Source organism: Streptomyces sp. NPDC036822 (assembly GCF_055609145.1).
Genome location: NZ_JBVJPY010000001.1, coordinates 701949 through 714778, shown reverse-complemented (window position 1 = coordinate 714778; position 12830 = coordinate 701949). Strand labels below are relative to the sequence as shown.

11 protein-coding genes are annotated in these 12830 nt (G+C 74.5%); 8 read left to right on the top strand and 3 right to left on the bottom strand.

The genetic code is table 11. The features are described from left to right. The first annotated feature begins 34 nt into the window (after nt 1–34). Nucleotides 35–358, top strand: coding sequence for a divalent-cation tolerance protein CutA (gene cutA, locus ACZ68P_RS03325; RefSeq protein WP_471001801.1), 324 nt, complete (start codon nt 35–37; stop codon nt 356–358). Then, a complete protein-coding gene (locus ACZ68P_RS03320; protein ID WP_471001797.1) occupies nt 355–858 on the top strand; it encodes a gamma-glutamylcyclotransferase family protein in 504 nt (167 codons plus the stop codon). Before cutA ends, ACZ68P_RS03320 begins: the two co-directional genes overlap by 4 nt. On the opposite strand, the gene ACZ68P_RS03315 is transcribed toward ACZ68P_RS03320, so the two are convergent. From ACZ68P_RS03315 to ACZ68P_RS03305, 3 genes are all read right to left on the bottom strand, one after another. After that, on the bottom strand, nt 812–2977 hold the full coding sequence (locus ACZ68P_RS03315; RefSeq protein WP_471001794.1) for a molybdopterin oxidoreductase family protein: 2166 nt from the start codon (nt 2975–2977) through the stop codon (nt 812–814). The two genes, ACZ68P_RS03320 and ACZ68P_RS03315, sit on opposite strands and share 47 nt — an antisense overlap. Nucleotides 2978–3301: 324 nt before the next feature. Next, on the bottom strand, nt 3302–4027 hold the full coding sequence (locus ACZ68P_RS03310; protein WP_471001791.1) for a SanA/YdcF family protein: 726 nt from the start codon (nt 4025–4027) through the stop codon (nt 3302–3304). Nucleotides 4028–4073: 46 nt separating this feature from the next. Beyond that, a complete protein-coding gene (locus tag ACZ68P_RS03305; RefSeq protein ID WP_471001788.1) occupies nt 4074–4799 on the bottom strand; it encodes an aquaporin in 726 nt (241 codons plus the stop codon). A gap of 63 nt (nt 4800–4862) precedes the next feature. Between ACZ68P_RS03305 and ACZ68P_RS03300 the strand changes: the two genes are divergently transcribed. From ACZ68P_RS03300 to ACZ68P_RS03275, 6 genes are all read left to right on the top strand, one after another. Continuing rightward, nucleotides 4863–5555, top strand: a complete 693-nt coding sequence (locus tag ACZ68P_RS03300; RefSeq protein WP_471001785.1) for a hypothetical protein — start codon at nt 4863–4865, stop codon at nt 5553–5555. 302 nt (nt 5556–5857) lie between these two features. Continuing rightward, the gene (locus ACZ68P_RS03295) at nt 5858–6787 is read left to right on the top strand and encodes a sirohydrochlorin chelatase (RefSeq protein ID WP_471001782.1); all 930 of its coding nucleotides are present in this window, start codon (nt 5858–5860) and stop codon (nt 6785–6787) included. Between the two features lie 37 nt (nt 6788–6824). Beyond that, nucleotides 6825–8114: a deoxyguanosinetriphosphate triphosphohydrolase gene (locus tag ACZ68P_RS03290; RefSeq protein ID WP_471001779.1), complete on the top strand. Its 1290-nt coding sequence runs from the start codon at nt 6825–6827 to the stop codon at nt 8112–8114. Nucleotides 8115–8289: 175 nt separating this feature from the next. Further along, nucleotides 8290–9549, top strand: a complete 1260-nt coding sequence (locus ACZ68P_RS03285) for an NAD(P)/FAD-dependent oxidoreductase (RefSeq protein WP_471001775.1) — start codon at nt 8290–8292, stop codon at nt 9547–9549. A gap of 72 nt (nt 9550–9621) precedes the next feature. Further along, a complete protein-coding gene (dnaG, locus tag ACZ68P_RS03280) occupies nt 9622–11514 on the top strand; it encodes a DNA primase (protein WP_471001772.1) in 1893 nt (630 codons plus the stop codon). A gap of 97 nt (nt 11515–11611) precedes the next feature. Beyond that, nucleotides 11612–12769, top strand: coding sequence for an RNA polymerase sigma factor (locus ACZ68P_RS03275; RefSeq protein ID WP_471001769.1), 1158 nt, complete (start codon nt 11612–11614; stop codon nt 12767–12769). The last annotated feature ends 61 nt before the right edge of the window (nt 12770–12830 follow it).

Genomic DNA, 12830 nt, shown 5'->3' with positions numbered 1-12830 from the left:
GCGAGCCCGGCGGGCGCCTCGGTACGGTGAGGGCGTGACCCTCGCACTCACCGTACTCACCACCACCGACAGCGCCGACAAGGCCGAGGCGCTGGCCCGGAGCGTCGTCGAGGCGCGGCTCGCCGCCTGCGCCCAGATCTCCGGGCCCGTGACCTCCGTCTACCACTGGCAGCGGGCGATCGAGACGAGCGAGGAGTGGCAGGTGCTCTTCAAGACGACGGACGCCTGCTACGCCGCCCTCGAAGCCCATCTCCTGGCCGCGCACGACTACGAGACGCCGGAGATCATCGCCACCCCCGTGGTCCGGGGCTCGGCCGGCTATCTCGCCTGGCTCGCGGCGGAGACGGTCGCGCCGTGACGACCGCGCGGGAGCTGCCGTTCTTCGTGTACGGGACGCTGCGCCCGGGGCAGTACAACCACGGCCTGTTCCTGCGGGGCCGCACGGCCGGCGAGGAACCCGCCCTGCTGCCGGACGCGCGGCTGTACGACGGTCCGGGCTACCCGTACGCCGTCGCGGCCGGGACCGCCGAGGGGGACGACGGCGGGAACGACGCCGGCACCGGTGACGGTCCCATGGCCGTACGCGGGATCGCCGGCGACCTGGTGACGGCCGCGCCCGGCGCGTACGGCGAACTGCTCGGCGTGCTCGACCGCCTGGAGGAGTACCGGGGCCCCGGCCATCCCCGCAACCTCTACGAGCGGGTGGAACGGACGGTGGTCCGGCTCCGGGACGGGGCGTCCGTCCCGGCCTGGGCCTACCTCGCGGCGCCGGGCGCGCTGCCCGGGCCGGTGATACCCGGCGGCGACTGGGTCACGCGGGCGGCCGCTCCCGTTCGAGGCGGACCGCGCACACCTTGAACTCCGGCATCCGCGAGTCGGGGTCGAGCGCCGGATTCGTCAGGGTGTTGGCCCGCCCCTCGCCCGGCCAGTGGAAGGGCATGAAGACGGTGTCGGGGCGGATGGCCGCGGTGATCCGCGCGGGGGCCACCGACCGGCCGCGCCGCGAGATCACCGCGACCCGCTCGCCCTCGGCCACCCCCAGCCGGTCGGCGAGCCGCGGATGGAGCTCCACGAAGGAGCCGGGCGCGGCGGCGTTCAGCTCGTCGACGCGCCGGGTCTGCGCGCCGGACTGGTAGTGGGAGACGACCCGCCCGGTCGTCAGCACGACGGGGTACTCGCCGTCCGTCTCCTCGGCGGCCTCCCGGTGGACGACGGCCACGAACCGTGCCCGCCCGTCGGGCGTGGCGAACCGGTCGAGGAACAGCCGCGGGGTGCCCGGATGGACGCCCACGGGGCTCGTGCCCGCCTCCTCCGCCTCGACCGCCCCGCCGGAGCCGGACGCCGCGTCGCTGACGTCCGGACAGGGCCAGAAGACGCCGTTCTCCTCCCGGATGCGGCGGTAGCTGATGCCCGAGTAGTCCGCGGGCCCGCCCGCCGAGGCGCGGCGCAGCTCGTCGAAGACCTCCTCCGGGTCCGTCGGGAAGCCCTTCTCCCAGCCGAGGAGCCCGGCGAGGGAGTGCAGCACCTCCAGGTCGCTGCGGACCCCGGGCGGCGGCGTGATCGCCCGCTGCCGCAGGAGCACCCTGCCCTCCAGGTTGGTCATGGTGCCGGTCTCCTCCGCCCACTGGGTCACGGGCAGCACCACGTCGGCCAGCGCGGCGGTCTCCGACAGGACGACGTCCGCGACGACCAGGAAGTCCAGCGAGCGCAGGCGTTCCTCGACATGGGCGGCGCGCGGGGCGGAGACCACGGGGTTGGAGGCCATGACGAGAAGGGACTTCACGTCCCCGCCGAGCGCGTCGAGGAGTTCGTAAGCACTGCGTCCCGGGCCCGGCAGCGACTCCGGCGCCACCCCCCACACCCGCGCGACGTGCTCCCGCGCGGCGGGGTCGGTGAGCTTGCGGTAGCCGGGGAGCTGGTCGGCCTTCTGGCCGTGCTCGCGGCCGCCCTGGCCGTTGCCCTGGCCGGTGAGGCAGCCGTAGCCGCTGAGCGGCCGTCCCGCCCGTCCCGTCGCCAGGCACAGGTTGATCCACGCGCCGACCGTGTCGGTGCCCTTGGCCTGCTGCTCGGGGCCCCGCGCGGTGAGCACCATCCCGCTCTCCGCGTCGCAGAACATCCGCATGGCGTCCCGCAGCAGCGGCACCGGCACCCCGGTGATCCGCTCGACCAGCTCCGGCCAGTGGGACATCGCCCCGGCCCGCGCGGCCTCCCAGCCCTCCGTACGCTCCCGGATGAACTCCTCGTCGGTGCGGCCCTCGGCCACGACGAGGTGGAGGAGCCCGAGCGCGAGCGCGAGGTCGGTGCCGGGGCGGGGCGCGAGGTGGAGGTCGGCCTGCTCGGCGGTCCTGGTGCGGCGCGGATCGACGACGATCAGCTTGCCGCCGTTCTCCTTGAGCTCGGTGAGGTAGCGCAGGGCCGGCGGCATGGTCTCGGCGAGGTTGGAGCCGACGAGGATGACGCAGCCGGTGCGCGGGATGTCCTCCAGCGGGAAGGGGAGCCCCCGGTCGAGACCGAACGCCTTGCCGTGGGCGGCCGCGGCCGACGACATGCAGAAGCGGCCGTTGTAGTCGATCTGCGAGGTCCCGAGGACGAGCCGGGCGAACTTGCCGAGCGTGTACGCCTTCTCGTTGGTGAGGCCGCCGCCGCCGAAGACGCCCACCGCGTCCGGTCCGTGCGCGGCACGGGTCCGGCGCAGCCCGTCCGCGACCGCGGCGAGTGCCTCCTCCCAGGTGGCCGGACGCAGCGCGCCTGTGTCAGGGCAGCGGACCAGGGGCTCGGTCAGCCTGACCCGGGAGGAGAGTACGGCCGGGGCGGTGCGGCCCTTGCCGCACAGCGCGCCCCGGTTGACGGGGAAGTCGGTGCGCTCGACCACCTCGACGGACCGCTCGCCGGAGCGCTCACCGGTGGGGCGGAGCGACATACCGCACTGGAGGGCGCAGTAGGGGCAGTGCGTGGGGGTGGTGAGGACCTCGGACATGGACGAAAGCGTGCGACGGCCGTGTTACGTCCGGGGACGCGCCGGATTACGGGAGCGGTGCATCGTGCTCAGCCGCGCGGGCGACCGGAGGTGAGGGCGCGGCGGCCCCGGCGGGCCCCGGCCGGGCCCCGCCGGGGGTGTCCGCCGGCCTCGCGGGACCGGTCGGCGTGAACGGCCTGGCGCTCCTCGCGGGACAGGGCGGCGCGGACTGCTCTCGCGCTCCTCGCGGGGGCGGCCGGCGCGGACTGCTCTCGCGCTCCTTGCGGGACCGGTCGGCGCTCACCGCCTGGCGCTTCCCGCGCGGGACCGGGTGGCGCGGGCCGGCTAGCGCGCCGAGGCCAGGGCCTCCGTCACGCCCCGTTCGCGGTCGCCGAGGAAGTGCGGGTCGGGGCGGAGGGCGGCGTCCAGGGCCGCCTTGCCGGCCGCGAACAGCTCCCGGGTGCCGCCGTAGTACCAGGTGGCGTCGTGCGGTTCGGCGACCCCGACGCCGTACGACTCGACGCCGGCCGCCCCGCACAGCGCGACGGCCCGCTCGATGTGGAAGTCCTGGGTCACCAGGACCGCCCGGTCGACGCCGAATATCTTCTTGGCGCGGACGCAGGAGTCCCAGGTGTCGAAACCGGCGTAGTCGCTGACGATCCGGCCGTCCGGCACCCCGCGCCCGGTGAGGTACGCGCGCATGGCGTCCGGCTCGTCGTACGCGACCCGGCTGTTGTCCCCGGTGACGAGGACGACCTTGACCTTGCCCGTGCGGTAGAGCTCGGCGGCGGTGTCCAGCCGGTGGGCGAGGTACGGCGTGGGGCGGCCCTTCCACAGACCGGCGCCGAAGACGACGGCGACGTCCTGGGCGGGCACGTCGGCCGCGGTACGGAGCCGGCCGTCGGCGGCGGCGTGCATCCAGGTCGCCGGGGCGAGCGCCAGGACGGCCCCGAGCATCAGGGCCTGCGCCGTGCGGCGGCGCGCGCGCGTGGTGCGGGGCAGCGGCCACCGCACGGGCCGCTTCGGCCGCCCGGGCCCCTGGGGCCGGGCGGGTGGGCGTACGCGTCGCATGGACGAACCTCCGTGGATACCGTCTGCGCGGATCCTGCCCGCGCCGTCACCCCGTTCGACGCAGTACGGGGCCTCTCGGTTCGTCGTGCCCGTACAGAACCGCGGCCAGGGCGATGCCGAGGAGGGCTCCGAGGAGCTGCGCCCCGATGAAGCCGGGCAGCGAGCCCGGGGCGATCCCGGTGAAGGAGTCGGTGAAGGAGCGGCCGACCGTGGCCGCCGGGTTGGCGAAGGAACCGGAGGAGGTGAACCAGATGGCCGCCCCGATGTAGGCGGCCACGGCGACCGGGGCGAGCGAGGGGCGGCCGATGCGGCGCAGGCCCTGGACGACCAGGACGAGCCCGGCGGTGGCCACGGTCTCGCCGAGCAGCAGCGGGGTGTCCGACCGCACCTGCGTCGCCCAGCCGCCCGGGGGCCGGCCGAACATCGCCTCGGCGAGCAGGGCGCCGACGACGGCCCCGGCGAGCTGGGCACCGACGTAGAGGCCGACCTCGCGGACGGCGGGGGCCCCGTCCTCGCCCCGGCGGGCCCACCACTCGGAGAGCGTGACGACGGGGTTGAAGTGGGCGCCGGAGAGGGGCCCGAGGAGCGCGATGAGGACGCCGAGCCCGACGGCGGAGGCGAGCGAGTTCGCCAGGAGCCGTACGGCGATGTCCTCGCTGAGGGCGTCGGCGCGGATGCCGGACCCGATGATAACGGCGACCAGGGCGGCGGTGCCCACGAGTTCGGCGGCGACGCGTCTGCGGAGCCGGGGAACGGACGACGGGGTTCTCATAGTGGAAAATATATTCCGCAGTGTGGAAGCTTGGGAATAGGGCCGCTCTTGTACGATCCGCACATGATCACGGAAGCCGTCCGCAACAACGCCGAGTGGTGCGAGGCGATGTGCCGTGCCCACGGCCGCCCCGGCGCCTTCGCGCCGCGCGCCTGGACCAACAGCCGCCGAACGCCGCCGTACTACCCCGACGCCGTGACGCTCACCGCCGAGGCGTCCGCCCGGGACGTTCTCGACGGCATCGACCGCGGCGCCCCCGGCGCGTCGGTCAAGGACGCCTTCGCCCGCCTCGACCTGGAGGCCGACGGCTTCCGGATCCTCTTCGAGGCCCGCTGGATCCACCGCCCCGCGGGACTCCCCGTCCCCTCGGTGCGGGCGACGTGGCGCCCGGTCCGCACCCCGGCGGAACTCGACGCCTGGGCGGCGGCCTGGAGCGGCGGCGACCCCGACGAGGCCGCCCTCTTCCGCCCCGCGCTGCTCGCCGACCCCGCGACGACGATCGTCGCCGGATACGGCCCGGACCACCGGATCGTCGGCGGCGCGGTGCTCAGCGACAGCGGGCCGGTGACCGGGGTCTCCAACCTCTTCGCCGCGGAGGGCACCGACCCGGCCGAGGCATGGGCCGGCTGCCTGTCCCTTCCCGACGCCACCCGCCCCGTCGTCGGCTACGAATCCGGGGACGACCTGCCCCCCGCCCTCTCCCTCGGCTTCCGGGAGACCGGCCCCCTGCGCGTCTGGCTCGACGCCGGCGCCTGACACGACGGCGGTCCTTCCGCGCGCCCGGTTGGGGGCCGGTGCTCGCCCGTCGGGCTTCCGCGCGCCCGTGCCTGCCCCGGTGGCGCCGCCTTCGCGCGCGGTGCGGCGCGCATGCCTGCCCCGGGGGCGGCGTTTCCCCGCGCGCCCGGTTCGAGGCCGGTGCCCGGCCCCTCGCGGCGGTCCTTCCGCCCCCGGTTCGGGGCCTGTGCCTGACACACCGGCCGGGCGGTGGGTGAGGGCGCCGTAAACACTCGTGACGTCCACGCAACGGGCAGGCAACGTGCCGGGGTCACGATCGGTACATGACGGAGCCGCACCCCCTGTTCTCCAGCACCGCCGAGCCGCTCGCCCGGATCAGGGCGCGCCTCGGCGCCGGTCCGGGCCGGGTGCATCCGACCGGGCGCCCCGGCCGAATCACTGTCGAGACCCTTGTGCACCCCGACGAAACGCGCCCGCCCATGAGCGACCGAGGTATCCGTACCCCCGCCCCCACCCTCATCGCCGTGGGCCACGGCAGCCGCGACCCCCGGGCCCGCGCCGCCCTCGCCCTCCTGCTCGACCGGGTCAGGGAGCTGCGCCCCGCGCTCGACGTGCGGCTCGCCCACGTCGAACTGAACGCCCCGCTCCTTGACGACACGCTCGCCACGCTCGCCGAGGCGGGCGCCCGTGACGCCGTGCTCGTCCCGCTCCTCTTCGGCCGCGGCTACCACGTCAAGCACGACCTGCCCGCCGCCGCCGATGCGGCGCCCGCCGTAAGGACCCGGATCGCCGCCCCCATCGGCCCGCACCCGCTGCTCGTCGAGGCCCTCGCGGACCGGCTCGCCGAAGCTGGCTGGACCCCCGCCGACAGCGCCTCGCGCTCCACCGCCGTCGTCCTCGCCTCCGCCGGCTCCCGCGACCCCGATTCCCTCGCCGGCATCCGCCGTACCGCCGCGCTCCTCGGCGAACGCCTCGGCGGGGTCCCCGTCGTCCCCGCCTACGCCTCCGCCGCCACCCCCACCGTCCAGGACGCGGTGCGCCTCCTCGCCGCCCGCGGCCGGCACCGCGTCGCCGTCGCCTCCTGCTTCACCGCGCCCGGCCTCTTCGCCGCCCGCACCGCCGCCGAGGCGCCCTGGATCGCCGCCGCCCCCCTCGGCGCCCACCCCGCCCTCGCCCGCCTGGTCCTGCACCGCTACGACCGGGCCCTCGCCGCCCCCCTCCCGGCCTGCCCACGGGAACTCGCCTCCGCTTGAGGGCATGCCTGTCGGTCCCGGCGGTTACCTTCGGTGCATGGAAGGCATCACGGACACCCCCGGCTATGACGACACCGCGACCGAGCGCTGGGCCCAGGAGCCCGACAAACGGCCCGGGCGCACCGCCTTCCAGCGGGACCGTGCGCGCGTGCTGCACTCCAGCGCCTTGCGCCGCCTCGCCGGCAAGACCCAGGTCGTCACCCCCGGCACCCGCAGCCACGCCTGGGACGCCAGTCCCCGCACCCGGCTCACCCACTCCCTGGAATGCGCCCAGGTGGGCCGCGAGCTGGGCGCCGCACTCGGCTGCGACCCCGACCTCGTGGAAGCCGCCTGCCTCTCCCACGACATGGGCCACCCGCCCTTCGGGCACAACGGCGAACAGGCGCTCAACGACTTCGCCAAGGACTGCGGCGGCTTCGAGGGCAACGCCCAGTCGCTCCGCCTCCTCACCCGGATCGAGCCCAAGCGGTTCGTCGAGACCGACGGCGGCGTCGTCAGCGTCGGCCTCAACCTCACCCGCGCCGCCCTCGACGCGGCCACCAAGTACCCCTGGGCGCGCGGCGGTCACCCCGACGACCCCCACTCGCCGAAGTTCGGGGTGTACGAGGACGACCTCCCGGTCTTCGACTGGGTCCGGCAGGGCGCCCCCGAGCACCGCAAGTGCTTCGAGGCCCAGGTCATGGACTGGTCCGACGACGTGGCCTACTCCGTCCACGACTTCGAGGACGGACTGCACGCCGGCCACATCGACCCGAACATGCTCTTCGCCGAACCCGAGCGCGCCGACATCTGGACCGTCGCCATCGGACGCTACGTCCCGTCGGACACCGACCCGGCCGAACTCGCCGCCGCCCTCGACCGCCTCGTCGAGCAGGACTGGTGGCCGCACGGCTACGACGGATCGGCCGTCGCCCAGGCCCGCCTCAAGGACGCCACCAGCCAGCTGATCGGCCGCTTCTGCCTCGCCGCCGAAGGCGCCACCCGCGAGCGGTACGGCACCGGCCGCCTCACCCGGTACGCCGCCGAACTGGTCGTCCCCCGCGAGACCCGCAACGAATGCGCCGTCCTCAAGGCCGTCGCCGACCGGTACGTCATGCAGCGCGCCGAGCAGGAGGTCCTCCGCGCCGACCAGCGCGTCGTCCTCGCCGAACTCGCCGAGGGGCTCACCGCACGCGCTCCCGAAGGTCTCGACCCGCAGTTCCGCGCCCTGTACGACGCCGCCGGTGACGACCGGGCGCGCAAGCGGGTGATCGTGGACCAGATCTCCTCCCTGACCGACGCCTCCGCCCGCGCCCTTCACGCCCGCCTCCGGCCGCGCCACACGTAGCCCCACCGCCGCGCCGGGCGTGGCCCACCGCCGGGCCGGGGGAAGCCGACCGCCGGGCCGCCCCCTTCCGTCATCACCGTGCGTACGGGAGGCTCGTCCGGGGGTCCGGGGCGGTACGGCTCGCCGAACGCCCGGAGGCGTAGCGTGGAACCGGTCGCAACGAGGAGGAATCAACGTGGTCGACGCAGATCAGACCTTCGTCATCGTCGGCGGAGGGCTCGCCGGAGCCAAGGCGGCGCAGACGCTCCGGTCGGAGGGGTACAACGGCCGGGTCATCCTCATCGGCGACGAGCGCGACCATCCGTACGAACGCCCGCCCCTCTCCAAGGGGTATCTCAGCGGCAAGGAGGAGCGGGACACCGTCTTCGTCCACGAGCCCGCCTGGTACGCGGCGAACGACATCGAGCTGCACCTCGGCCAGCCCGTCACCGCCGTCGACCGCGAGGCCCGCACCGTGCGGCTCGGTGACGGCACCACCATCCACTACGACCGGCTCCTCCTCGCCACCGGCGCCGAGCCCCGCCGCCTCGACATCCCCGGCACCGCCCTCGCCGGCGTCCACCACCTGCGCCGGCTCGCCCACGCCGACCGGCTCCGGCAGGTCCTCGCCGGCCTCGGCCGCGACAACGGCCATCTGGTGATCGCCGGCGCGGGCTGGATCGGCCTCGAGGTCGCCGCCGCCGCCCGCGGCTACGGCGCCGAGGTCACCGTGGTCGAGTCCGAGCCCGCCCCCCTCCACCACGTCCTCGGGCCCGAGCTCGGCCAGCTCTTCGCCGACCTGCACGCCGAGCACGGCGTCCGCTTTCACTTCGGCGCCCGGCTCACCGAGATCGTCGGCCAGGACGGCATGGTCCTCGCCGTCCGCACCGACGACGGCGAGGAGCACCCCGCCCACGCCGTCCTCGCCGCCATCGGAGCGGCCCCCCGCACCGCCCTCGCCGAAGCCGCCGGGCTCGCCCTCGTCGACCGCGCCCACGGCGGCGGCATCGCCGTCGACGAGTCGCTGCGCACCTCCGACCCCGAGATCTTCGCGGCCGGCGACGTCGCCGCGGCCCACCACCCGCTGCTGCACACCCGGCTGCGCGTCGAGCACTGGGCCAACGCCCTCAACGGCGGCCCCGCCGCCGCCCGCGCCATGCTCGGCCGCACGGTCTCCTACGACCGCGTCCCCTACTTCTTCTCCGACCAGTACGACCTGGGCATGGAGTACTCCGGCTGGGCGCCGCCCGGCTCGTACGACCAGGTCGTGCTGCGCGGCGACGCCGGCAAGCGGCAGTTCATCGCCTTCTGGCTGAAGGACCGCAAGGTGCTCGCCGGCATGAACGTGAATGTGTGGGACGTCACAGAGCAGATCCAGCGCCTCATCCGATCCGGTGCGCGGCTGGACCCGGACGCCCTCGCCGACCCCTCCGTCCCCCTGGAGAGCCTCGCCTGACCCGGCGGCCGCCCGCCGCCGGCGGCGTCGTCCGTGGGGGGCGGCCGGCCGGACCGGCCGTAGACTTCACGCGTGGCAGGCAGGATCAACGATGACGACGTGAAGGCGGTACGGGACGCGGTCCCGATCGACGCCGTCGTGTCCGAGTACCTCCAGCTGCGCAACGCCGGTGGCGGCAATCTGAAGGGCCTGTGCCCCTTCCACGACGAGAAGTCCCCCTCCTTCCAGGTCAGCCCCAGCAAGGGCCTGTTCCACTGCTTCGGCTGCCAGGAGGGCGGCGACACCATCGCCTTCGTGATGAAGATCGACCACCTCTCCTTCTCGGAGACGGTCGAGCGCCTCGCCGCCAAGGCGGGCATCACCCTGCGGTACGAGGAAGGCGGCTACAACCCCGGCCACCAGCGCGGCGAGCGGATCCGCCTGGTGGAGGCCCACAAGGCGGCAGCCCAGTTCTACGCCGACCAACTCGGCGGCGCCGAGGCGGAGATCGGCCGCAAGTTCCTCGCCGAGCGCGGCTTCGACCAGGCGGCCGCCGAACACTTCGGCGTCGGCTACTCCCCGGCCGGCTGGGACCATCTCACCCGCTTCCTGCGCGGCAAGGGCTTCTCCGACAAGGAGCTGATCCTCTCCGGGCTCTCCCAGGAGGGCCGCCGCGGCCCCATCGACCGCTTCCGCGGCCGCCTCATGTGGCCGATCCGGGACGTCGGCGGCGAGGTCGTCGGCTTCGGCGCGCGCAAACTGCGCGACGACGACAACGGCCCCAAGTACCTCAACACCCCCGAGACGCCGATCTACAAGAAGTCCCAGGTCCTCTACGGCATCGACCTGGCGAAGAAGGACATCGCCAAGGTCAGCAGGGCCGTCGTCGTCGAGGGCTACACCGACGTCATGGCCTGCCACCTCGCCGGCGTCACCACCGCGATCGCCACCTGCGGCACCGCCTTCGGCGGCGACCACATCAAGATCCTGCGCCGGCTCCTGATGGACAACGGCTCCGCCCGTGTGATCTTCACCTTCGACGGCGACGCTGCGGGACAGAAGGCCGCCCTGCGCGCCTTCGAGGACGACCAGAAGTTCGCCGCCGAGACGTACATCGCGATCGCCCCCGACGGCATGGACCCCTGCGACCTGCGCCTGGCCAAGGGCGACCAGGCCGTCGCCGACCTCGTCGAGCCGCGCACCCCGCTCTTCGAGTTCGCCCTGCGCCAGATCGTCGGCCGCTACGACCTGGAGACCCCGGCCGGCCGGGCCGCCGCCCTCGACGAGGCGGCCCCGATCGTCGCCCGGATCAAGAACGTGGCCTCCCAGCACGAGGTCGCCGTCCAGCTCGCCGGCATGCTCGGCATCCTCGACACCCCCTTCGTCGTCAGGCGCGTCGCCCAGATCGCCCGCTGGTCACGCGACCGGGGCGGCCGCGGCCCGGCCTCCGCCGAGCGCGGCCGCCAGGCCCCCGCGCAGATCCAGGCACCCGCCGCCCAGTCCGGCCCGGCGCTCAACCTGCGCAGCCCCGCCCACCGCACCGAACGCGAGCTGCTGAAGCTGGCCCTCCAGCGCCCCGAACTGGTCTCCCCGGCCTTCGACGCGTACGGCATCGACGAGTTCACCGCCCCGCCCTACGCCGCCGTGCGCCAGTGCATCCAGGACGCGGGCGGCGCCACCGGCGCCCCCACCGACTATCTGGCCACCGTCCGCGAGGCCGCGCCCAACGACACCGTCCGGGCGCTCGTCACCGAACTCGCCGTCGAGGCGATCTTCGCCAAGGTCGTCGACGAGGCGTACGCCGGCGACCAGCTCGTCACGGTCCGGCTGCGCGCGGTCGACCGCCGCATCCGCGACGTGCAGGGCACCCTCGCCCGCCTCGGCGCGAACGGCGACCCGGAGCGGCTGGCGGCCGTGCAGAACGAGCTGTGGGTCCTGACCCAGTACGGCCAGTCGCTGCGGAACAACGGAGCTGCGGCGCTCTGAAGCCCCTTCGGGCCGCCCGGGCCGGGCTCTCCCGCCGGCTCTGACGTTCGGTGACATGCCGAACTCAAAAAGTCACCGCACGCCCCTCGTGGCAGCGATGTGTCGTACCCCACACTGGGGGCGGTGCCTGAGCCCCCGGAGCACCGGCAGCGATCACCTGGAGGTCGCCCCCGTGCAGACCCAGACCCTGTCCCCGACGGACGTCGCGCCCGAACGGCCGGCCGCCCCGCGCGCAGAGGCGCCGGAGTCCTCCGAGGCGGCGGAACCCGCCGAGCCCGCCGACTTCGCGGACGAGGCGCCCGAACCGGAGACCGCCCCCCGCCGGGCCGACGCCGGCGGCAGCGGGCCCTCCTCCGACCTGTTCCGCCAGTACCTGCGCGAGATAGGCCGCATACCCCTGCTCTCGGCCGCCGAGGAGGTCGAGCTCGCCCGCCGGGTCGAGGCCGGTCTCTTCGCCGAGGAGCGGCTCGCCTCCGCCGCCGACCTGGACTCCCGGCTCGCCCTCGACCTGGACCGGCTCGTCGTGCTGGGCCGGATGGCCAAGCGCCGGCTCATCGAGGCCAACCTGCGGCTCGTCGTCTCCGTCGCCAAGCGGTACGTCGGGCGCGGCCTGACCATGCTCGACCTGGTCCAGGAGGGCAATCTGGGCCTCATCAGGGCCGTGGAGAAGTTCGACTACGCCCGCGGCTACAAGTTCTCGACGTACGCGACCTGGTGGATCCGCCAGGCGATGTCCCGGGCCCTCGCCGACCAGGCCCGGACCATCCGCGTCCCCGTCCACGTCGTCGAACTCATTAACCGGGTCGTCCGCGTCCAGCGGCGGATGCTCCAGGAACGCGGCTACGAACCCACGCCCGAAGAGGTCGCCGCCCAGCTCGACCTGGCCCCCGAACGGGTCGGGGAGGTCCTGCGGCTCGCCCAGGAACCGGTCTCCCTGCACGCCCCGGTGGGGGAGGAGGACGACGTCGCCCTCGGTGACCTGATCGAGGACGGCGACGCCGCGTCCCCCGTCGAGTCCGCCGCCTTCCTCCTGCTGCGCGAACACCTGGAGGCGGTCCTCTCCACCCTCGGCGAGCGGGAACGCAAGGTCGTCCAGCTCCGCTACGGCCTCGACGACGGCCGGCCCCGCACCCTGGAGGAGATCGGACGCCTCTTCGGCGTGACCCGCGAACGCATCCGCCAGATCGAGTCCAAGACCCTGAGCAAGCTGCGGGACCACGCCTTCGCCGACCAGTTGCGCGGTTACCTCGACTAGCCCGGCCCGCACCGGAACCCATGGCACCAGGTGACCTCCGCCGGGCGCCCGTACCGCGTCA